This window comes from Mycobacterium sp. GA-2829, assembly GCF_001499965.1.
Classification (GTDB): domain Bacteria; phylum Actinomycetota; class Actinomycetes; order Mycobacteriales; family Mycobacteriaceae; genus Mycobacterium.
Genome location: NZ_LQIT01000040.1, coordinates 1 through 18,954, shown reverse-complemented (window position 1 = coordinate 18,954; position 18,954 = coordinate 1). Strand labels below are relative to the sequence as shown.

Annotated in this window: 21 protein-coding genes, 1 tRNA gene and 1 pseudogene; 7 read left to right on the top strand and 16 right to left on the bottom strand. The window is 65.0% G+C overall.

Annotated features, from left to right (window positions below):
• The gene (locus tag AU194_RS22140) at positions 1-1,488 is read right to left on the bottom strand and encodes an amino acid ABC transporter substrate-binding protein/permease (RefSeq protein WP_082698786.1); all 1,488 of its coding nucleotides are present in this window, start codon (positions 1,486-1,488) and stop codon (positions 1-3) included.
• Positions 1,489-1,597: 109 nt separating this feature from the next.
• Here AU194_RS22140 and AU194_RS22135 point away from each other — a divergent pair, with 109 nt between their 5' ends.
• On the top strand, positions 1,598-2,509 hold the full coding sequence (locus AU194_RS22135; protein WP_059091417.1) for an oxygenase MpaB family protein: 912 nt from the start codon (positions 1,598-1,600) through the stop codon (positions 2,507-2,509).
• On the opposite strand, the gene AU194_RS22130 is transcribed toward AU194_RS22135, so the two are convergent.
• The 7 genes from AU194_RS22130 to AU194_RS22100 form a co-directional block, all read right to left on the bottom strand.
• Positions 2,440-3,378 (bottom strand): R2-like ligand-binding oxidase, encoded by a 939-nt coding sequence (locus tag AU194_RS22130; protein ID WP_059091416.1) that lies wholly within the window; start codon positions 3,376-3,378, stop codon positions 2,440-2,442. The genes AU194_RS22135 and AU194_RS22130 overlap by 70 nt on opposite strands.
• Positions 3,375-4,064 carry a TetR/AcrR family transcriptional regulator gene (locus AU194_RS22125; RefSeq protein WP_059091415.1) on the bottom strand — a complete coding sequence of 230 codons (690 nt, stop codon included), beginning with the start codon at positions 4,062-4,064 and terminating at the stop codon, positions 3,375-3,377. Before AU194_RS22125 ends, AU194_RS22130 begins: the two co-directional genes overlap by 4 nt.
• A gap of 118 nt (positions 4,065-4,182) precedes the next feature.
• Entirely contained in the window at positions 4,183-5,439 is a 1,257-nt protein-coding gene (locus AU194_RS22120; RefSeq protein WP_059091414.1) for an ethanolamine utilization protein EutH, read from the bottom strand.
• A 54-nt stretch (positions 5,440-5,493) separates the two neighbouring features.
• Positions 5,494-5,715 (bottom strand): hypothetical protein, encoded by a 222-nt coding sequence (locus AU194_RS22115; RefSeq protein ID WP_059091413.1) that lies wholly within the window; start codon positions 5,713-5,715, stop codon positions 5,494-5,496.
• Positions 5,712-6,554 carry an FAD-dependent oxidoreductase gene (locus AU194_RS22110; protein WP_059091412.1) on the bottom strand — a complete coding sequence of 281 codons (843 nt, stop codon included), beginning with the start codon at positions 6,552-6,554 and terminating at the stop codon, positions 5,712-5,714. Before AU194_RS22110 ends, AU194_RS22115 begins: the two co-directional genes overlap by 4 nt.
• A complete protein-coding gene (locus tag AU194_RS22105) occupies positions 6,551-8,008 on the bottom strand; it encodes an NAD(P)/FAD-dependent oxidoreductase (RefSeq protein WP_059091411.1) in 1,458 nt (485 codons plus the stop codon). Before AU194_RS22105 ends, AU194_RS22110 begins: the two co-directional genes overlap by 4 nt.
• Positions 8,005-9,567 (bottom strand): FGGY family carbohydrate kinase, encoded by a 1,563-nt coding sequence (locus AU194_RS22100; protein WP_059091410.1) that lies wholly within the window; start codon positions 9,565-9,567, stop codon positions 8,005-8,007. Before AU194_RS22100 ends, AU194_RS22105 begins: the two co-directional genes overlap by 4 nt.
• A gap of 100 nt (positions 9,568-9,667) precedes the next feature.
• Between AU194_RS22100 and AU194_RS22095 the strand changes: the two genes are divergently transcribed.
• Complete coding sequence (locus tag AU194_RS22095; protein WP_255374846.1) at positions 9,668-10,456, top strand: DeoR/GlpR family DNA-binding transcription regulator; 789 nt, start codon at positions 9,668-9,670, stop codon at positions 10,454-10,456.
• Between the two features lie 128 nt (positions 10,457-10,584).
• On the opposite strand, the gene AU194_RS22090 is transcribed toward AU194_RS22095, so the two are convergent.
• Positions 10,585-10,980: a nitroreductase family deazaflavin-dependent oxidoreductase gene (locus tag AU194_RS22090; RefSeq protein WP_059091409.1), complete on the bottom strand. Its 396-nt coding sequence runs from the start codon at positions 10,978-10,980 to the stop codon at positions 10,585-10,587.
• 41 nt (positions 10,981-11,021) lie between these two features.
• Between AU194_RS22090 and AU194_RS32895 the strand changes: the two genes are divergently transcribed.
• Positions 11,022-11,150 carry a hypothetical protein gene (locus AU194_RS32895; RefSeq protein ID WP_255374845.1) on the top strand — a complete coding sequence of 43 codons (129 nt, stop codon included), beginning with the start codon at positions 11,022-11,024 and terminating at the stop codon, positions 11,148-11,150.
• A 1-nt stretch (position 11,151) separates the two neighbouring features.
• Here AU194_RS32895 and AU194_RS22085 read toward each other — a convergent pair whose 3' ends face one another.
• Both AU194_RS22085 and AU194_RS22080 read right to left on the bottom strand, forming a co-directional pair.
• Positions 11,152-11,991, bottom strand: coding sequence for an SDR family NAD(P)-dependent oxidoreductase (locus tag AU194_RS22085; RefSeq protein WP_059091408.1), 840 nt, complete (start codon positions 11,989-11,991; stop codon positions 11,152-11,154).
• Positions 11,988-12,326, bottom strand: a complete 339-nt coding sequence (locus tag AU194_RS22080; RefSeq protein ID WP_059091407.1) for a nuclear transport factor 2 family protein — start codon at positions 12,324-12,326, stop codon at positions 11,988-11,990. The genes AU194_RS22085 and AU194_RS22080 overlap by 4 nt, the downstream gene beginning before the upstream one ends.
• A 149-nt stretch (positions 12,327-12,475) precedes the next feature.
• Between AU194_RS22080 and AU194_RS22075 the strand changes: the two genes are divergently transcribed.
• The 3 genes from AU194_RS22075 to AU194_RS31385 all read left to right on the top strand — a co-directional run bounded on the left by AU194_RS22075 (position 12,476) and on the right by AU194_RS31385 (position 15,175).
• Complete coding sequence (locus AU194_RS22075; RefSeq protein ID WP_059091406.1) at positions 12,476-13,330, top strand: MerR family transcriptional regulator; 855 nt, start codon at positions 12,476-12,478, stop codon at positions 13,328-13,330.
• A gap of 506 nt (positions 13,331-13,836) precedes the next feature.
• The gene (locus AU194_RS22070; protein WP_197417710.1) at positions 13,837-14,700 is read left to right on the top strand and encodes a TIR domain-containing protein; all 864 of its coding nucleotides are present in this window, start codon (positions 13,837-13,839) and stop codon (positions 14,698-14,700) included.
• A 16-nt stretch (positions 14,701-14,716) separates the two neighbouring features.
• The gene (locus AU194_RS31385) at positions 14,717-15,175 is read left to right on the top strand and encodes a hypothetical protein (protein ID WP_082698785.1); all 459 of its coding nucleotides are present in this window, start codon (positions 14,717-14,719) and stop codon (positions 15,173-15,175) included.
• Between the two features lie 419 nt (positions 15,176-15,594).
• Here AU194_RS31385 and AU194_RS31380 read toward each other — a convergent pair whose 3' ends face one another.
• A complete protein-coding gene (locus tag AU194_RS31380) occupies positions 15,595-15,816 on the bottom strand; it encodes a recombinase family protein (RefSeq protein ID WP_082698790.1) in 222 nt (73 codons plus the stop codon).
• Here AU194_RS31380 and AU194_RS22065 point away from each other — a divergent pair.
• Positions 15,776-16,300 (top strand): annotated as a pseudogene (locus tag AU194_RS22065) (site-specific integrase); the annotation flags it as partial. The gene AU194_RS31380 and the pseudogene AU194_RS22065 sit on opposite strands and share 41 nt — an antisense overlap.
• Here AU194_RS22065 and AU194_RS32715 read toward each other — a convergent pair.
• From AU194_RS32715 to AU194_RS31375, 4 genes are all read right to left on the bottom strand, one after another.
• Positions 16,297-17,070, bottom strand: a complete 774-nt coding sequence (locus AU194_RS32715; RefSeq protein WP_231743533.1) for a hypothetical protein — start codon at positions 17,068-17,070, stop codon at positions 16,297-16,299. The pseudogene AU194_RS22065 and the gene AU194_RS32715 overlap by 4 nt on opposite strands.
• Positions 17,067-17,780, bottom strand: a complete 714-nt coding sequence (locus tag AU194_RS22055; protein WP_059091405.1) for a hypothetical protein — start codon at positions 17,778-17,780, stop codon at positions 17,067-17,069. Before AU194_RS22055 ends, AU194_RS32715 begins: the two co-directional genes overlap by 4 nt.
• A 164-nt stretch (positions 17,781-17,944) precedes the next feature.
• Positions 17,945-18,018: transfer RNA gene (locus tag AU194_RS22050), tRNA-Leu, on the bottom strand.
• Positions 18,019-18,038: 20 nt separating this feature from the next.
• Positions 18,039-18,722 carry a site-specific integrase gene (locus AU194_RS31375; RefSeq protein WP_231743532.1) on the bottom strand — a complete coding sequence of 228 codons (684 nt, stop codon included), beginning with the start codon at positions 18,720-18,722 and terminating at the stop codon, positions 18,039-18,041.
• Between the last annotated feature and the right edge of the window lie 232 nt (positions 18,723-18,954).

The following is an 18,954-nucleotide window of genomic DNA, read 5'->3' as shown; positions in this document are numbered from 1 at the left end:
TCACTTACCCCTTCGATCTACCCGGCTCGCGACCCAGTCCGACAGCTTCGTCAACGCCATGATCACGACGAAGTAGACGATGCCGATGATCAGCCACATCTCGAACGACTTGTAATTGCCGGCGATGATGATCCGACCGGTCTGCGTCAGTTCGGCGATGCCGATGACCGACAGGATCGAGGTGTCCTTCAGCGTGATCACGAACTGGTTGATGTAGGACGGGATCATCGTGCGAATCGCCTGCGGGAGGATCACTTTCCGCATGGTCGGCAGGTACCCGATTCCGAGGCTACGGGCCGCCTCCATCTGCCCCTTGTCCACCGACAGGATGCCGCCGCGCACGATCTCGGTCATGTACGCGCCGGCGTTGAGTGACAGCGTGATGATGCCCGCGGTCATCGCCGACATCTGGAAGCCGAGCGCCGACGGTATGCCGAAGTAGATGAAGAACGCCTGCACCAGGAGCGGCGTACCGCGGAAGATGTCGACGAAGGTGGTGCCGATGCCTCGTAGCCACACCGACCGCGATACACGCAGGAGGCCGAAGATCGTGCCGAGCACCAGCGCGATGGCGATGGAGACGACGGTCAGGATGACGGTCATCTTGAGGCCCTCGAGCAACAGGGGCAGCGTGCTCTTGATCAGCCCGAAGAATGAGTCGTCCCCGCCGGTGGCTTCCTCGCCGAGGTAGCTGTCGATGATCTCGTCATAGCGCCCGGACTGCTTGAGGTTGTTCAGCCCGGTGTTGAACTTCTGCAGCAGTTCGGCGTTCTCGCCCTTGTTCACCGCGAACCCGTAGCCGGTGGGGTCCTCCTTCGGCGTGACGGTCTTGAACCCGTTGCCCTGGGCGATGCCGTAGAGGAGCACCGGGTAGTCCTCGAAGACGGCGACCGAGTTACCGGTCTTCACCTCGTCGAACATCGTCGACGAATCGGCGAAGGACACCACCTCGAAGCCGTACTGGTCCTTGATGGAGTTCGCGAAGTCGGCACCCTGGGTCCCGTTCTTGACCGACACCCGCTTACCGCGCAGGTCCTCGTACGACTTGATGGTGTCGTCGTCCTCCAGCACGGCCATCTGGATGCCGGACTCGAAGTACGGCTCGGAGAAGTCGAAGACCTTCTTGCGTTCGTCGGTGATGGACATGCCGGCGATGACGCCGTCGACCTGGTTGGCCTGCACGGCCTGCAGTGCCGCGTCGAACCCCAGCGGTTTGATGTCGACGGTGAACTTCTGGTCCTCGGCGATCGCCCGGATCAGGTCCATGTCGATGCCGACGAAGTTGCCCTGGGCATCCTGGAATTCGAACGGCGCGAAGGTGGTGTCGGTGGCGATCACGTAGGTTTCGCCGTCGGCGGCGGCCTGCGGCGCCACGAGCGTCGCCAGACCGAGCAGTCCGAGCAGGATCGCCGTGACGGCAGCGGTGAGACCCCGCGCGGGTCGTCGCCTCGCCGCCGTGCGGCCGTGTCGTGGCCGACCGATACGCATGCGTGTCTCCCCTCTGACCGCCGGGTGCGAAGTCACACGCTAGCCCTGCCCGGGTTCCGTCGCGGAGCTTTGGCGTCAGGCTCCCGGCCCGCCACGTACCGTCGAGGTCATGGTGCTGGGCGCGATCAGGGGCGGTCTGGGCCGCGCGGTCTTCGGGATGGTGGCCGGACCGGACGGGCCGGACAACCGCGCGCGTATCCACGGGACGCCGGGTCCGCGGTGGTTCGGCGAGGACCGACCGATCCGCCGCGTCCACGCCGACGCGTCGATGTTCGTCGGCGGATTGCGGGCGCTGCTGCTGCAGTCGCTGCATCCGCTGGCGATGGCGGGCATCGCCGAGCACTCCGACTACCGCGGCGACCCCTGGGGACGGCTCCAGCGCACCAGCACCTTTCTCGCCGTGACGACCTTCGGCCCGGCCGCCGACGCGCAACGCGCCGTCGACAAGGTCCGTGGCATTCACCGCCGCGTGCGCGGGGTGGCGCCGGACGGCACACCGTACGAAGCCGGTGATCCCCACCTCCTCGAATGGGTGCACATCGCCGAGATCGACAGTTTCCTACTGGCACATCAGCTCTACGGCGCTCGGCCGCTCGACCAAGCAGGCCGCGATGCGTACGTCGCCGACACCGCCCGTGTCGCAAGCGCGCTCGGCGTGCTCGACCCGCCGCGCACCGAAAATGAGCTGCGCGAGCGGATCGAGGCGTTCCGGCCGGAACTGCGCAGCACCGCGGCGGCCCGCGACGCGGCGCGATTCTTGCTGTTGACCCCGCCGCTGCCGTTACCCGCCCGGGCTCCCTACGGGGTGCTGGCCGCCACCTCGGTGGCCATGTTGCCGGGGTGGGCACGTAAGCCGTTGTGGCTGCCCTATTTTCCGCCCGTCGAGGCGACGGCTGTTCGGGTGGCCGGACGGGTGCTGGTCGGCGGGATCCGGTGGGTGATGACGGCCGATCAAGCAGAGGTGGCGAGCACGCGACTGTCCTCGGCGGCGAAGGTGTCCTCCAACTGCAAGGGCGAGTAGTCGACGTCGATCTCTGCCAGATCGCGGCCACGGGCGCTGCTGATGGTGCCGAACCGGCGCATGCCCTTGTCGGCCGCGTACTGCTGGAACTCGTCCTTCGCGAAGCCGAAGGGGATTTCGTCGTACAGGGCGAAGGAATCGTCGGTATTGCTGAGCGCGAGGGGAATCAGTTCGTTCATCCGGTTCTCGAACACTCCCCAGTTCGCGTCGTCGGCCGCGACGTGCCGTCGGCAGGTGAAAGTGCCCCACGCCATGTGCCGACGCTCATCGTCACCGATGCGGCGAACCAGTTCCTGCATACCCGGCAGCACCTTGCGGTCCACGCAAATCCGGTGCCAGGCATAGTAACCCGTCAAGGCCATCATGCCTTCGATGACGTGGTTGTACGTCGCCGACGCGCGCACCTGGGCCGCCGGCGACGGGTCGGTGGCCAGGGCGTCCAGCGACGCCGGCAGTTCCTCGTAGAACATCTGGCGGTACGACGGAAGATCGTCGAGGTAGCACTGTAAGTCGTCGGTCATGCCGACGGCGTCGAGCCACATGCGGAACACCTGAGTGTGCTTCGCCTCCTCGAAGGCGAACTGCGTCAGGTACATCTCGTCGCCGAGTCGGCCCTCGGCGCGCATCGCCGCCATGAACGGCTGGATGTCCTGGGTGACCGCTTCCTCGCCGGCGATGAACTGGGCACACAGGCGAGTGGCCCAGTCCCGCTCCAGATTCGACAGCGATTCCCAGTCTTCGCGGTCCCGGGAGAAATCGATGTCGGCGGGGTCCCAGAACTTGGCGTTGCCGCCCGCAAAGAGCTTCAGCGGCATGCTGTCCCAGTTCAGTCCGCCGGCGGCGAGGGAGTCCGAGCGTGTCCTGGTCATGGTGTTACCTCCTGAGCGGTCGTTTCCGGTGAGGGCTGCACCGGGACGGGTTGAAAGGCCGCCGCCAGCACGGCGACGTATCGGCGCACAGCCAAGGCCGGCTGTTCGGGCGACAGTTCTTCGAGCCCGAGGATCGGGTCGAGGCCGCGTACGTAGGGCGCCAGGGCCAGGTGGGGCAGGATCATCAGCAGCAGCGAGAGCAGGGTCTCGGTATCCGCGTCGTGCCGCAGGTCGCCGCGGGCGTGCGCGTCGCGAACCAGTGGCCGCAGAACTTCCAAATAGTGGCGATGAACCACGGCGCGCACACTGACCCGCGCGTCGGTCTCCACCTCGAAACTCGCTGCGGCGTGCAGAGATCGTTCCCTGGGATGTTCGGCGAAGTAGGCGACCCACGCGTCCAGGAGGTCGACGAGGAATGGGAAGAACGGCCTACTCGGGTCGAGTTCTCGGATGCACGTCTCCATGTAGGAGCGCACCCGCTGACTCGCCACGTCGGTGATGAACGCGTACAGGTCGCGTTTGTCGGCGAAGTACTGGAAGAGGCTGCCTTTGGCGACACCCGCGCGGCGAGCGATGACGTTCAAACTCCCGTGGGAGAAGCCGTGCGCGGCGAACTCCGCTTCCGCGGCCGCCACCACCGCTGCCCGCCGCTCGCCATCGAGTCGGGCCCATGTCACCGTCGGCATCGAGCCTCCACATCGCCATATGACCAGTGGTCATATTACTGTGATGCGGCGCACAGTCAATGGGTGAGCGGACTGGACATCGTCGCCCCAGACGACCGCAGCGGCGGTGCGGTGTCCGTTACGCGATCGACTGCGGTGCGACGTTGTCGTCGCCAGAAGACTGTTGGGCATCCGACTCCGCGCGCTCACGCTCCAGGCGCTGCGCGGTGGGAACTGCGATCCACAGGGCCAGCAGCATCGCCGTGACACCGGCGACGATCTTGCCGATCATCAACGGCGCGATGAGGTTCGGTTGGAAGTTCGCGGTGAACGCCAGGTGGTCACCGATCAGCGCGGAACACGTGGTGCCGAACGCGACCACGAGCACCTTGTCCTTGGCCGGCATATGCCGGATCAGATGAAACGCGGCCAGCATGTTGGTGGTCGCGGCGAGAATACCCGCGGTTCCCTCAGCACTGATGCCCATGCGAGTGCCGACGACAGTCAATGGCTTGTCCAGGTATGTGCGGATCGCATAGACCAACGGGAAGGCTCCCGCGAGCACGATGGCGACATTGCCGACCACCTCGAGGGCGCGCATCTGGTCATCAGCGTCGGCGATGATCGGATCGAAGGCCCACCAGCTGAACACAGAGCTGAAGAAACCGGTGACGTGTTCGACGATCGACACCGCGAGAACCAGATAGATCGCCGCGTTGAGGAATCGGCCGAACCAGATGAAGCCCGTGATCATGGCGCGCGTCGCGAAGTACAGGCCGGCCGCAATCGCCACCGTGACGATGATGACCGGCAGCAGGTTGACCAGTACGTCGAGCAGTGTGAACCCGTCGAACGTCGCGGTCGATGGACCGTCGGTGCCGACATCACCACGCACAGTTCCACCGCTGACGATCATGATGCCCATCGTGACGAGCACGCCGAGGGGCACCGTCAGGATTCCGCTCATGATGCCCAGGGCGAAGTACTTGTGGTCCCGCACATCCAGGATCGCCAGACCGACCGGGATGATGAACGAGATCGTGGCGCCGATGAGGAATCCGTTGATGGAGGCCGTCATCCAGGCGCCCGTCGAATCGGCGGTGATGTGCGCGAGTTGGTATGCGCCCATGTCGCTGGCGATCAGGGTCGTGGCGGCCATGGCCGCGTCGGCGCCGAAAGGCTCGTAGATCCTGCCCAGGACGTTCTCCACGAACCAGGCCAGGTACGGAAGGCCTGCCATGATGCCGGCAACCGGGATGAACAGCGGGCCCAGCGCATAAAGGCCCTCTTTGAACTCGTGACCGATCCCGCGGTCACCGCGGAATGCCAGGGATACTGCGCCGACGACGACGAACGCCATCATCAGGTAGATGACGATGTTTCCGAGCATGGCCATACCGGCTGCTTCCTTTCAGCGTGCCGAAAATCTCTGGGGTGGGAGGGAGAGGGTTCAGTGCTGACGATGTCGGCGCCGGTTGAGGGCCACCGCGATCGCGATGCTGATCGAGGCGGCGACCGCGCCCAGGCGGATCGGCGCGGGAATGTCCGCCGCGTCCACTTCGATCCGCGCCGGCCAGGTCCCCATACGGCCCTCGGCGACGATGTGGTTGCCCTCGAACCGGATACGTTCGAAGACATAGGGGAACTCCCCGACGGGTGAGGTGACTTTCACAGCGGTTTTCCAATCCTGGGTGCCACACGGGTTCGAAGATGGGTTTGCGTCTTGGCTTGTGCGAGCGCCATGTTCGCCGCCCGCCGCCCGATCTGCGCCGGGTCCTCGGCGCTGCCGACCTCGCGCTGGGCGTAGACGACGGGTGCGTCGTCCAGGACGGCGCCGTCGACGTTGCGATACGGGACGGCGGGTCCTGCGAGAATCAGACAGTCACAAGTGATCTGTTCGGCACTTTCGCCGTCTTCGACGGTGACGCCGGTGATCCGTGGCATACCGTGGGTGGCAGTGACGCGCACGTTCTGTCGCACCGTCACCGATGGGTTCGAGATCGCGGCGGAGCCACCCAGCCACAGCACGGAGGTGCCTGTTCCGCGCCCCGCCGTCATGAGCTCGACGCATTCCGTGGCCCACCGCGAGTCACCGAGGATGATCACGTTGGCGCCCAGTCGGACTCGCTGCTGCAACAGATGAAGGGCCAGGGTTGCCGTCACGATGCCTGCGCAACGGTCACCGTCGATGCGCAGTTCCGCGCGTGCCGGGGGGCGATGCCCGGTGGCGATGACGAGCGCGTCCGCGGCGGCTACTCCCCCATGCTCCCCGACCGCCAACAGTCGGTCTGCCTCCCAGCGCATCACCTGGGTGCCGGGGGCGAATCGCACCCTCTGTCGCTTGGCCTCACGGATGAGGCCCGCATGGTCCTGGTCCTCCCAATGTTCACCGCCGGCGACAGGAAGACGTTCGTAGACCGTGACATCGGCCGACGAAGCCAACTGCACCGCGCAGTGGAGGCCGGCCAACCCGGACCCGGCGATGGCGACACGTGGTCTGGTGGTGTTCATCGGGCGGGGGTCTCCCACTGTGAACCGGGCTCGCCTTGCCGGACCTGACCGGGTTGCTCCCCCGTCGCCCCTGACAGGATGAAGCTGACGCCCACTGAGCAGTAGGCGCCCTGGCAGCGGCCCGCCGTAGCCCGAGTCCGCTTGCGCACCCCGTCGAGCGATGTGGCCGGTACCGGTCCTCGGCATTCGGCCGCGATCTCCGCGGCGGTGACGTGTTCACACGCGCACACGACCATCGGATGCTCATCCGGCGCGACGCCGGGGGGTGCGGTGAACGCGGTCGCGGCCGCGTCGGTGTCGATCTCGGCCAACCGCGGAATCGCCGGGATGGATTCACGTATCGACGATTTCACCGGCAATTCCATGATCTCGGCATCGATCAGGTCCGCGACGTACGAGGCCACTGCCGGTGCAGCGGACACTCCGGTCGACCGAATGCCCGCCGCGTGCACCAGATTCGGCACCTTGGCGGACACCTCGATGCGGTAGGTGCGGTCGCTGGCGGGACGCAGTCCCGAGAACGTCTTGATGACGTGGCGGCGTTTCACCTCGCCGGGGAGCAGGCGCTCGGCTCTGTCCCATACCGCGTCCAGAGTGTCCCGGTCGGTGGTCTTGTCGGCCCGGTCGTCACCGTCGACGGCGGTGGGGCCGACGAGGACCGTCCGGTTGGTGGTCGGCACCGCGTAGATTCCGCGGGTGTGCGGCGTCGGCGCGGTGCACATGATCTTGGGCACCAGGTGTCCCACTGCGCGGTCCAGCAGCAGGAACTGGCCCTTGCGCGGCCACATCGTAAACGGTTCTGCGGTGGCCTCGTCGGTGATCAGGTCGGCGTTGACACCGGCGGCGTTGACCACCGCACCGACCGCAGTGGCGCCCGTGGGGGTGATGACGTGGCTGATCGCGCCGGACAGGTGGTGCCGAAAACCTGTCACCGGGGTCGAGCGGCGCAGTTCCACTCCGTTGAGCACCGCCAGCTTCGCCAACCCGATGGTGAGCCTGATCGGATCGATGATCGCCTCGCGGGGGACGTGCAGGGCCTCGATCGCGGTGGGAGCGGCACTGCCGGCTTCCCGCCGCAGCGCATCTCCTGAGATCAGGTCGGTCTCAATACCTGCCTCGTCGGCCTGACCGTGCAGATTGCGCAGCGATTCCGAGTCGCCATCGTCGAAAGCCAGTGAGAGTGCCCCGATCCGCCGGAACGGCACATCCAGTGCCCGGCAGATGCTCTCCCACTGGGGGTTGGCCTGCCGGATCAGGTCCGATTCCAAACTTCCCGTGGCCATGTCGAAGCCGGTGCACGCGATCGCCGAGTTAGCCTTGCTGGCACCTTCCGCGACGTCATGGGCGGCCTCGAACCACACCACTCGAACGGCGTGACGGGACAGTTGCGCGGCGATCGCAGCGCCGATGACGCCGGCGCCGATCACAGCGATGTCGTAACTCTGTGAACTCATTGCTTCCGTTCGTCGGTCCGTCGGTGAGCGGCATCGATCAACGCCGACGGCTCCAAACTGATGGTGGATTCCACGAATTCACGCCAGCGCTCCCGCTCCAGGGCACGCTGCGACTCCGGCAGCGTCGGCTCGACGGTGTTTGTGAACTTCGCCCGTGCGGCCAGTCCTGCCAGGTCCAGTTCGCCTGCGCCGATGGCGGCCAGACCGGCAGCGCCCGCAGCGGTGTTGTCATGGTGGTCGGCGATGGCGACGGGGCGTCCGCACAGGTCGGCTTGACGCTGCATGAGCACCCGGTTCCTGCTCAGGCCGCCGTCCGCACGCAATGCCGCCGGTGCCCCGAGTTCGGCGTCCACCGAGTCGATGACGTCGGCGACCCGGTGCGCTATGCCGTCGAGCACGGCGTAGGCGATGTCGCTCGTGTCGGTGGACGCCCGCAGGCCACTCAGCACGCCGGCCGCGTCGGCACGCCACCACGGCGCACCCACGCCGGTGAAGCTGGGCAGGAACAGCGGATGCTGCATGCGCAGAACGGAGTCCGTCGCCGCGGCGCAGCGCTCCGCGAGATCCGTGACGTGCAAGGCGCTTTCGGCGAGACCGAGGCGCACCAGCCAGTCGACGGCGGTGGCGGCGCTGAAGACGCCACCTTCGATGGCCCAGGCCCTGGGCTCACCGGGTACGGTCCAGCCATAGGTGGCCATCAACCCGTGACCCGGTCGCTGCGGAGCGGGTCCGACATTGGTGTCGATGAAACAGCCTGTGCCGTAGGTCATCTTGGTGTCGCCCGGCGAGATCGCCCCCAGCGCCGCGAGCGCGGCCAGCTGATCGGCCGCGCTCGCGTACAGCGGCGCGCCCAACGTGGTGGGCAGCGGTTCGGTGAAGACGGTGTCGACCATGCGCGGCAGCAGTTCCAGGTCGATGCCGAACGCCGCCGCGACCTGCGCGTCGAACTGCAGATCGTCCAGCGACATCAACTGGGTGCGGCTTCCCGTCGACGGGTCGGTGACATAGGCCCCGTGGGCCAGCCGGTGGATGTAGAACGCGTCCAGGGTGCTGATCGCCAGTGTGCCGTCGGCGGCTGCGGCCGCCACCTCGGGAAGGTTGAGCAGCGCCCACGCGATCCGGGCGGCTGAATAGTAGGGGTCGAGACGGAGGCCGGTGATCTCCTCGATCGTGGCGGCCGCAGGTGTGGCGGCGACGCGGTCCACGACTGCGCCTGCCCGTCGGTCTGACCAGAGGATCGCTTTGGACAGCGGTTCCCCGGTGCGCCGGTTGAACGCGATGATCGACTCGCCCTGGTTCGCCAGGCCGATTCCGGCGAGTTCGGCTCCGGGAACCGCAGCGACGGCTTCACGCACCGTCTCCTCGATGGCGGTGACCAGGGCGTTGCCGTCCTGCTCATCCCAGCCCGGATTCGGATGCGTGGTCAGCGACGGTCGACTCGCCGACGCGACGCAGCGGCCGTCGTCGTCGTAGAGGTTGGTGCGGGTGCTCGTGGTGCCTTGGTCGACACCCGCCCACACCCGGACCGCAGACCGGTGCGGGACCAGTGGCGTGGCCATTTCTCACCTCCAGACGCGACTGCGACGGGGAGATAGAATCATAATCGATCATTACAAGCAACAGAATGATCGTTTTTGATTGGAACTAGGATGTGAGTCCGTGCCGGAGATACATGCCGAGGAGCGTCACGCCCTGCTGCTCGAACTGCTCTCTCGGCAGCAGTTCGCCTCGTTGGACGAGATGCAGCGCGCCACGGGAGCCAGTCTCCCGACCATTCGCCGTGACCTCACACTGCTTGAGCGGGCGGGACTGCTCAAGCGGGTGCGCGGCGGCGCCTCCCCGGTCGCGGTGTCGAGCACGCTCGATGAGGCTTTCGAGCTGCGACGGCGCCGGAACGCTCGCGAGAAGGGCGCCATCGCGCTCGCAGCCGCCGCGCTGGTGAAGAACCGCACGTCGGTGCTGCTCAACGACGGCAGCACGACCCTCGCGCTGGCCGAGGAGTTGGCCGCCCGGGCGCCATCGCTGTGGATCGCCACGAACGGCTTGAACATCGGAGAACGACTGGCGAGCGTCTCATCGTTTGAAGTGATCGTGATCGGCGGCGCACTTCGCGCATCGTCGTTCGGGACCGGCGGCCCGCTGGCCACTGCGGCCATCGCCCAACTGAGCGTGGACGTCGCGTTCCTCAGTTGCGACGGCGCGGATCTCGATCTCGGAGTGCGGTCTAACAGCCTGCAGGACGCGGAGATCGCCGCCGCGATGGCCAAGCGGGCCCGCCGCGTCGTCGTACTGGCCGACAGCTCGAAAATCGGGCAACGAGCAATAGCGGGAACTGTCGGATGGTCAGATGTCGACGTCCTGATCACCAATGAGATCGACGAACAGTGGCATGACCGGTTGCACGACGAGCGAGTCGAAGTGATTCTCGCGCAGTCGGCATTGGGATGAACGACTCGACCGGTTTGTCGTAGCACTCCGCCCGGCCCACGTGCCCGAACCGAGACAACGAGGGCGAAACAGCCCGCCGCCAACCGGAAATGACATGCCCTCGGCTCAAGTCCAGTGCGGTACAAAGGTCAACCCGCCGAGCCAGCATTCGTCAGCAGCACGGCAGCCTCGTTGTAGGGAAACGCTCGATAGAGCAGCCGGGAACGCGGTAGGACGAGGGCCGCGGCCTCGGCCTTGCTCACCACCCGTGGGTTGCCGAGCGCGACAGCCCGTCCACGCTTACGCAGCACCGTCGGTCCGCCGGCCAGCACGTTTTTCAACCAGTCCGTCTGTGGGCCGTAGCCGATGAGGATGGCGTAGCCATCATGGGTCTGGAATACCAACAGGGGCGTTCGATATCGCTTACCCGACTTCCGCCCGACGTGCTCGAGCGTCCCGAGGTTCGGAAGCCACGGTGTGATCGTGCGAGCCGCCGGATTGGTGACTCGCTTGTTGAACTCTGCGATTCGGCGAGGCACGCGCATCCTCGGAGTCTAGGTATTGGTCGAAGTTCCTTGCTGACGCGGTGCGGGCGTCTCGTTCGCGTGAGGTGGCGCTGGCACGGCGCGCAGAAGGAGCCACCCCGCTGGTCGACGCGTCCGTCGACTGCGCGGCCACCCACGTCACCGCCGCCGGTGCCCCGAGCAGGCGGTGAATCAGCTCGGGAAATCCGCACTCCGCGACAGTGTTTCGTTAGCGCGGATGTCGGCCAGCGTCTGCTGCAGCGAATCGACCACGGCGTCGTATCCGCTGTTCCCCAGCACCAGCCGACGGGGCGGCGGCTCCTGGGCCATCGCCGCGATCACCGCGCGGGCGCCTCGGCGCGGATCTCCCGGTTGCACGCCGTCCATCGCGACGAACGTGGCGCGGACCTCCTTCAGCATGTCGTGGTACTCCGGGATCGGCTCCACCACGGGCTCGTCCGCGAAGCCGGTGTAGGCGTTCGTGCGGAACGCTCCCGGCTCGACGGTCAGCACGGAGATGCCTTGACCGCCGACCTCGTCGCGCAGCGCGTCGGTGACGGCTTCGATGGCGAACTTCGTCGCGCTGTAGTAGCCGAACCCCGGCGCGGCAACGAGACCCGCCACCGACGACACGTTGACGATCCACCCGTCCCCGCGGGCGCGCATCCCCGGCAGTACCGCCCGCGTCACGGACAGCACCCCGAAGAAGTTCAGCTCGAACATTCCGCGCAGTGCGGACTCGTCCATCGCCTCGATCGATCCGAACCAGCCGCGGCCGGCATTGTTGACCAGCACGTCGATACCGCCGAAGCGCTCCTCGGCCGTGCGCACCGCCTGCTGCACCGCCGCGGTGTCGGTGACGTCCATCGGCACGACGAGTACCCGGTCACCGTACTGCTGCGCCCACGTCGTCAACTCCTGCGGTCGCCGGGACGTGAGCACCACGCAGTCCCCGGTCTCGAGAGCCGCCTCGGCGAACGCCATCCCGAAGTTGCCGGGCGTGCCGCCGGTGATGAACCATCGCCTGCTCACGGCTCGATCACCACCCGGCTGATCAGCGCGCCGTCGAGGGTGAACCGGTAGTGGAGGTCGGCGACCCCGCCGGGGAAGTCACCTTCGAGGTGCTGCCCGACGACGATGGTCGTGTCCGTCGTGGTCGCGCCGGTGAACTCGGTGGTGTAGGTGTACTCGACGCCCGCGGTCGCGACCCATTTTCCGATGTCGTCATGGCCGGCGTAGTCGTGGCCTTCGTCGGTGACGACGGCGTTCGGGGTGAGCGTGGCGAGGGCACAGTCGGTGTCCCGGGCGTCGAGTGCGGTCATGAACGTCTTCACGGTGTCCGGGAGTGCATCCCAATCTGTGGTCATGAACCCACGGTGGGACTTCCCGTAGGGGGAGGGTCAAGCCGAATCGCGGAAACAATCTCCGGAACGCATCCGTGTTGACCTTCCCCCTGGGGGAGGCTGCAGGATGGCCCCACCCGCAGCACGCGGGGCGCGTCGCAGAGGAGGAAGTCATGGGTGCGAGGGTCTCGATCGGTGACTTCGCGGTGATGACGAGCCTCAGCCGGAAGGCGCTACGGCACTACCACGACATCGGCGTCCTCGAACCGGCGCACATCGACTCCCACACCGGCTACCGCTTCTACGACACCAGCCAGGTCGATCACGCGCACATCATCCGACGGTTCCGATCGCTGGGGATGTCCATCCCCGATATCAAGGCGCTGCTGAGCACGCAGGACGCCGCGGCTCGCACCGAGATCATCGCGACCCATCTCGCGCAGATGGAGGAGCAACTGCAGCAGACCCGTGACGCCGTCGGCGCGCTGCGTGAACTGCTGTCTCCGGCGCACAAGTCCGCCCACGTGGAGATGCGCAGTGAACCGCCGCTCGCGGTGTGGGCGGTCGGTGCCGTCATCGAGACCGCCGACATCGACGCCTGGTTCGGGGAGGCGCTGACGACGCTGCGCGAGGCGGTGACAGCGGCGGCGGGCGCGGATCGCGCGATCGTGCCCGGTGGGCTCTACGACCGGGCACTGTTCCTCGAATCACGCGGCAGTGCAACGTTGTTCGTCGCCGCACCCGAGTCTGCGGACCCGCCGGATGGTGTCCGCGCGGAGTTGCTCCCTGCGGCCGAGTACGCGGTTCTGACCCACCCGGGCGGTCACGACGACGGCATCGACCGCAGCTACGGCGCGCTGGGCACGTACGTGAACGAGCGCCTGATCAGCCATCAGGGGCCGATCCGCGAGCACTACTTGGGCAGCTCGCCGTCGGAACCGATGACGTTCACCGCAACGGAGATCTGCTGGCCGATCTTCAGCACCGCCCCGCCCCAGTCGATGCTCGAATCCGAAGGAGACGGCTGACACGCACGAGCGGTTCGGCTCTTTTCGCCACTGGTTGCTGCTAATTCTCCACAGTGAAACGAAGGGAATAAGCGGGCTGGCAAGGGTTATTTGAGCGAGGCTGCCGCGCAGTACCTCGCCCCGGCGACCTCTTCGCCGGCCCCCGACGAGCGCCGGGACGAGCCGGGTTAGAGCCCAACTTCAGCGACCGAAGGCCCATCTACCAGGTAAACAGGGTGCTCCAGTCGGACTCGAACCGACACTTGGCGGATTTATAAGAACGGACGTCAGGGTGCCACTGACCTGAGGGCGGCTATCCAGGTGTACGCCATTGACACTGGTAGACAACGTTCTCACGCGCGCTCGGCAACGTTGACCTACACCGCCCTGACAGGGCCAACCCCCTCAGGGTTGCACACGAATTGCACACGCGAACGTCGCGAAGCCGCGTTTGCTGCCGAGGCGGTCCGACGCGCCAAAGGCAGTACAGCCGCGACTTGTCAGTCTGTGCCAATAAGCTGGGATTTGTGTCTGAGGTCGACCCAAAGAAAGTGTTCGTAGTCCACGGCCGCAATCTGACGGCGCGCGATGCGATGTTCACGTTCCTCCGCGCAATCGGGCTTGACCCAATCGAGTGGAGCACGGCGATTGGCGCCACAGGATCGGGCGCGCCATTCATTGGGCAAGCGTTAGACGCGGCCTTCGCGATGGCCAAGTCTGTCGTGGTCCTTCTGACGCCCGACGACGTGGCTTACCTTCGTCCCGAGTATGCGAGTGGCGACGACGACCCGGAGACAGAGCCGAAGGGACAGGCGCGCCCGAACGTCCTCTTTGAGGCCGGGATGGCACTCGGCCATCACCCCGACAGGACGATCATCGTCGAGTTAGGTTCGCTTCGCCCGTTCAGCGATGTTGCTGGCCGACATCTAATACGCATGGATGGTTCCGCCCCCAAACGCAACGAGCTCGCGAACCGCCTGCGTAACGCGGGTTGTGCGGTCAACACAACGAACACGGATTGGCTCATCGCGGGGGACTTCACGCCTCCCCCGACTCCGGGTGGCCCGATGGGCCGCAGGGTTCCGAGTAATTCACAGCGCCGTAAACGTCGCTTGGACGGCAGGTTCTTGTACCGCAGTGCGGGCTCAAGCCGCATCCAGATTACGAATATTGGTGCGGAGGACGTTTTCGATCTGACGTCTCCTAATGCCGGTAGGTTCCACGGCCATCTCGATGACGTCGAGGTCCCACGACTCCCTGCAGGGAAGTCGGTCAGCTTGATCGCCGCGCAAATGATGGGTGGTCCTGACACGTTTGACCTCATCGTTAACGGGCGAACCGAAAGTGGCGAGGAGTTCAGCGAGTCGCTGTTCCTTGATCTCAATAGTTAGCGAAGGGACGACGTTCGTGGAGATTTCGGTGGAGTATCCGCTAGATGCCGACGGGTTCTTGCGGCGCGAATGTCCTCATTGCACAGGCGAATTCAAGTGGCACCACGGCCCGGTAGAGTCGCGGCCTAACGACGCGGTGGATCCGCCGCGATACAGCTGTCCGTTATGCGGCCAGACTGCCGATCACGACCAATGGTTCACCCAAGCGCAAGTTCAATACCAGCACGACATCGTGAACTTCTACGCGACCGATGTCGTGAACGAGGAACTGAAGAAAGCCTTTCGCGGGTCCAAAAATATCAAGTTCACACCCGGTAGAAGCACCGCGCCTACGCCAGAGCCGCTCACCGAGCCCGACGACATGCTGATTATCGAATCACCCTGCCACCCATGGGAACCGGTGAAATTGCCGCACGAGCGCGTAGACAGCGGGCCGGTGTATTGCCTCGTCTGCGGAGAGCCGTTCTCGGCCTAGACCGATTGCCGCAACTGCGTCGCCGTCGCGCTCGTCGGCTGCGGCGGTGCAGGCAGCGGCACCGGGCGGTGTTGTCCTGCTCGATCCAGTCCCCATATGCGTCAAGGGTGACCGTGTAGGTGGCGTACCCGAGTATCTGGCTCACGCGCATGAAGTGCACACCGGCGCCGAGGTAGAGCACAGCCGCTGTGTGCCGCAGATCGTGCACGCGAATCCCGCGTACCGCAGCCGCGCTTAACTCGTCAGCGCGCGCGGTGGCCTCGGCGTACTCGGCGTACACCTTGCTTCGGTTGCGATACCTGCCTTTCTGCTGGACGCCGAAGCTCTCGCGCAGCGGCTCACGCCACACGACTCTGTACCGGACCACGAGCTTGCCGCCCTTGCGCTGCCGGGTGACAACGCGATTTGCCTTCGCCATATCAGCTCACCTGACTCTCTACCGGTTCGGTTGTGGCGCTGCGGTAGATGCGCCGCACCGTTGACGGCTGCCACCTCGGGCAACCCTCAGGGCTGAGGACACCCTCGGCGGTGAGCGCACCTGCGATGGCGTCGAAGCTGTCTCCCCTGTCGCGGCTGTTGACGATCTTGCGGACAACGGCGCGCGGTGCGAGGCGCAAGGGCCGCCTGTGGCAGTACGGCACGCCGAAGAGCGACGCGAGTTCAGATCGCGTAGTGCCTTTAGCGCCGTGGTTGGCCGACGAGCTGCGCGACTACCTGGCTACGGTTCACCCGTTCAGCGCCACCAACGCGGCGGGCAACAAGCATATCCCGCACGCTCCCCTGTTTCCCGGTCGGCGGAATCGCTATGTGTTCGACTGGGCTAAGCCCGTATGCGCCGCGAGCCTGTACGAGCACTACCTGCAGCCCGCCTGTAAGGCATTGGGTCTGCAGTCTGTGCGGTTCCACGACCTACGGCATACGTTCCCCACGATGAACTTGAGCGCTGGCGAGCACTACACGCAGGTGTCCAAGTGGCTCGGCCACTCCACGTTCGTGCTGACGCTGACCACTTACGCGGACTACATCAATGAGGATGAGATGGTCGCGCCGAAGGTTGGACCAGGTGTCGTTACTGCAGTCGTTACTGCAGATAACGTAGTGCCGTTAGGCCAAAAGGCCAACTAGCCCTCGCGGGGATTATCCGGGCGTGTGTCGTCGCCGTCGGTGTGGTCTCGGATAACGCCGATGTCTTTCAGAAATTCCTCGCGCTCGCGTTCATCTTCGATGAACTCCGCTTCGCGACGACGACGCTCCTCGTAACCTGGGACCGTGTACACCCATACTCCGTGATGTTCACGTTGGTAGCTCTGAAGCGTGCCTGCGATGGCGTAAAGCGCGTCTTTGGCTGTCTTGCTTTCGTTCTGGCGGATCCAAGTAGTGTTGTAGAACATGTTGGCGTCCAGCGAAATTGGGTTCGAGTAGGACGGCTTGTCCGCGATCATCTTGTCGTCGAATTCGACGCTCCCCACGAAGCTGCTACCCAGGCTTTCCTTGTGTTTCTTGCGATAATCCTCGCGTCGAACGGCGGAATCCCACACGGTACGCCACTCTTGGTTAGGCGCCAGCACCGCTATGGTTTTCGGCAACCACAAGTGAGTCACTTCTTCGCCAGTGATCTGGTTAGTAAATGGTGCCACCTGCAAGGGAGGCAACTTCAACCGAATGTTGTATGCCGTGGTCTGTCCAAAGTTCTTGATCACCAGATCCAAGTAATGCCGAACCTCGTTGTGATCGATGTAGACGACAACGTCGGGTTGCGCTACCCGTTCGCGCGTCTCGCGGGCCAACTTGACCTGCTGATAGGCAAAGACTGCTGCGCCGATAGCGATGATGGCAGTAGCCCACTGCGCCCAAGCAGCCCACGTGTCCGCAGTTGGAAACCAGTCCGGAGTCACGACGTCACACTGTCGAGGCGCTCAGGCTGACCGCTGTCCATCCGTCGCCACTGGTAGCCGGCCTCGTCCTCATAGTCAATCGTGATGCGCAGCTTGAATCTAGGATCACTGGTGACATACGCCATCAACGCGCTTTGGTTAGGACCGAGTGTGGTTTGCCATTCCGCGGCGAAGTGACCAATCATTGCCTCCTGCATAGCTTGCTTGACCGTCGGTGTCATCTGGCCCGCCAGCTGACCAGCCGTTCCAGGCGGGATCATTGCGCCATAGCCCGAACGTTGAAGGCCACTTTCCAGTGACCCCGACAAAGCCGCCTGGATTGACCGCCCAAACGCTTCGTCAATGGGCATCGTGTTGTTCGCCCGCTGGCATCCGTCGGGCACCACAGCGCCGCTGGCGTCTATAGCCGCCACGTCCACGTTGAGGATCGTTGCCACTGCGTTGCTAACGTTCTCGATCTTGACCGTCCACCACGTATTGCCGAACATCGGTGTTCGCACGCAGCTGGGCACAATCTTGCGGGCCTGCGCAGCTACGCGATCCATCTCAGCGCGATTAAGTGCGGTCATCTCAGCTTGGTGCCGTTCGCGTTCTTCAGCGGCCTTGCGCGGTTCCCGTACCACCGCTACGTAGAGCGCGATGAGCACGCCGACCGTGGTTGCAACGGCGGCAGCCGCCTGGATGGCTAAGTACCAGGCCGGATCGTTCACCCGTCTGCCTCCCTTTGAACTGTCACTCCCCCCAGCACGGGCCAAGGTAATCGATAGGTCCGACAAGGCTCACTGCGCCGCGCCGCTGTCACGGTGTCCATTCAGGCGCTGCGGCAGCAGCGTGCGACCCCGCAGAAACTGCCTCTGAGCTGCGCGAACGCCGGTGCCCCCAGTCGGACTCGAACCGACACTTGGCGGATTTTAAGTCCGCTGCCTCTGCCAATTGGGCTATGGGGGCGTTGCAGTTCAGAGCCTAATTTAGGCCCTTTCCGCCTCGTCACGATGCTCTGAATACCGCAGTAATACCGCAGTGCTGTCGATAGCCTTCCCCAGGGCGTCCGCCACACCGCTCAAATCGTCATTGAGAAGATGGCCGTAGCGGTCGAGCGTCATCGCGGCGGTCGCGTGCCCAAGCAGTCTCTGCACGACCTTGACGTTAGCGCCTGCACTGATCGCCAGTGACGCCGTGGTGTGTCTCAGCCCGTGCGGTACCAGCCCGTCGATGCCGATATCAGCACACGCGTTGTCGAACGCCCAGCGGTATTCGCCAAGTGGAAGGAACCCGCCCTTTCGGCTGGGAAAGACCAGCGCGTTGGGGTCGGCGGGCAGCTCGGCCTTGAGCTTTTTCCAAACCGGTTCGGGCACAGGCACGTGACGATCCCGCTTCGTCTTAGTCGTTGACTCCACGATGCCCTTACCGGTGACGGCTGTTGCGGACGAGCGCACCGTCAGCATCCGATCCCCCACATGCCGGCGGCGCAACGCAACGGCTTCGCCGAACCTCAGTCCGCAGTACCCGAGAACGAGCGTCAGCGTCTCGAACCGATCAGCAGCCTTCGCCAGCATTAGCAGCTCGGCATGGGTCAGATAGCGCCGCTCACGCTCGCCTTGCTCGGGAAGATCTTCGTCCCGCTTGATCTCGAACGCGACGTTCTTCGCCACCTTGCCAGTCCGTTGGGCGTACTTCAGGACAGCGCCTACCAGCTGATGAGCTTGGGTGATCCGACTTGCCGACAGGCCGGTTCCGCGTTGCCCGCCGTCGACTGACAGCGCCCCTAGCCACGTTGAATATGATTCATAATTAATTCTTTTCAGCTCTTGGGTTCAAGGCGTCTATGCAACAGCGGGTGGATTGAGTGGGTCGCACAGTAGTGCGTCGAGTGTTTCGGCGGGT

Coding starts and splice junctions, on each gene's coding strand:
- AU194_RS22140 (WP_082698786.1), bottom strand. CDS start 1,488: ATGCGTATCGGTCGGCCACGACACGGCCGCACGGCGGCGAGGCGACGA.
- AU194_RS22135 (WP_059091417.1), top strand. CDS start 1,598: ATGGTGCTGGGCGCGATCAGGGGCGGTCTGGGCCGCGCGGTCTTCGGG.
- AU194_RS22130 (WP_059091416.1), bottom strand. CDS start 3,378: ATGACCAGGACACGCTCGGACTCCCTCGCCGCCGGCGGACTGAACTGG.
- AU194_RS22125 (WP_059091415.1), bottom strand. CDS start 4,064: ATGCCGACGGTGACATGGGCCCGACTCGATGGCGAGCGGCGGGCAGCG.
- AU194_RS22120 (WP_059091414.1), bottom strand. CDS start 5,439: ATGGCCATGCTCGGAAACATCGTCATCTACCTGATGATGGCGTTCGTC.
- AU194_RS22110 (WP_059091412.1), bottom strand. CDS start 6,554: ATGAACACCACCAGACCACGTGTCGCCATCGCCGGGTCCGGGTTGGCC.
- AU194_RS22105 (WP_059091411.1), bottom strand. CDS start 8,008: ATGAGTTCACAGAGTTACGACATCGCTGTGATCGGCGCCGGCGTCATC.
- AU194_RS22100 (WP_059091410.1), bottom strand. CDS start 9,567: ATGGCCACGCCACTGGTCCCGCACCGGTCTGCGGTCCGGGTGTGGGCG.
- AU194_RS22090 (WP_059091409.1), bottom strand. CDS start 10,980: ATGCGCGTGCCTCGCCGAATCGCAGAGTTCAACAAGCGAGTCACCAAT.
- AU194_RS22080 (WP_059091407.1), bottom strand. CDS start 12,326: ATGACCACAGATTGGGATGCACTCCCGGACACCGTGAAGACGTTCATG.
- AU194_RS22075 (WP_059091406.1), top strand. CDS start 12,476: ATGGGTGCGAGGGTCTCGATCGGTGACTTCGCGGTGATGACGAGCCTC.